This is a genomic window from Streptomyces sp. Ru73 (assembly GCF_002920575.1).
Classification (GTDB): Bacteria; Actinomycetota; Actinomycetes; order Streptomycetales; family Streptomycetaceae; genus Streptomyces.
The window spans coordinates 1-818 of the sequence record NZ_PQSQ01000225.1 but is presented as its reverse complement, the minus strand read 5'-3'; the positions used below and the strand labels follow the sequence as shown (position 1 = coordinate 818).

Sequence of the window (818 nt, the reverse complement as noted above, 5' to 3'; positions counted from 1 at the left end):
TCACCAGCCCGCCGAAGGTGTCGCGCGCGATCTCCACCTGGTGCGCGGCGCGGGATACGGCACCGTGGTCGGCCGCCCGCAGCGCGCGGGTGACGACCCGTCGCAGCAGTTCGTCGCGGAGCGGTTCGACCAGGTCGGCGACGGAGCCGGTAGACCCGGCCCGTGCCGTACGCGCCGACCGCGACGGCCAGCGCCGCGGCGGCCAGCCAGCCCAGGCCCACGGTGAGCCGGCCGAGGAGGAAGCCGTCGTCGACCGCCCGGGCGACCGCGAAGCCGAGCAGGAACGTCTGGGCCGCCTCGGCCACGGACCACGCAGCCAGCCGCGCGACGACCGCGCGCCGCCGGCCCAGGAACCGCCGGGCCGCGTCGCGCAGCCGTACGCCGCCGTCCGTTCTTCCGCCACTGCCGCGCATGTCGCTCCCGCTCCCGTTGCCGTCCCCGCCGGCCACCGTCGTCCGTTCCTCTCCCGCCGCGGGCCGCTCAGCGCGGACGCCCGCCGTACCGCCCGGCCTCACTGCTCACCCCGCCGTTCCACCGACCACCGCTGCCCGAGCGCCACCACGCGCGCCGCGGTCATCTCGGGCGCGGGCGCGGCGGGTTCCGTCGGCGCCGGGCCGTTCGCCGGAGCCGGGCGGTCCGCCGGAGCCGGGCGGTCCGCCGCAGGGGCGGGTCCGGGGGCGGCCGGGGCCGCGGTCAAGGGGTCCGCAGCCGAAGGGCCCGCAGCCGAAGGGCCCGCAGCCGTGCCGGGAGCCGCCGGGCCGGTGGCCCGCGCGTCGGAGGCCGCCGGGGCGGGACCGTCCGCGGCGGCCCGCTGGGGG

General features: G+C 80.7%; 1 pseudogene. It reads right to left on the bottom strand.

Going from position 1 to position 818, the window contains the following annotated elements:
- Positions 1 to 413 (bottom strand): annotated as a pseudogene (locus C3486_RS37750) (ABC transporter ATP-binding protein); the annotation flags it as partial.
- Positions 414 to 818 lie beyond the last annotated feature (405 nt).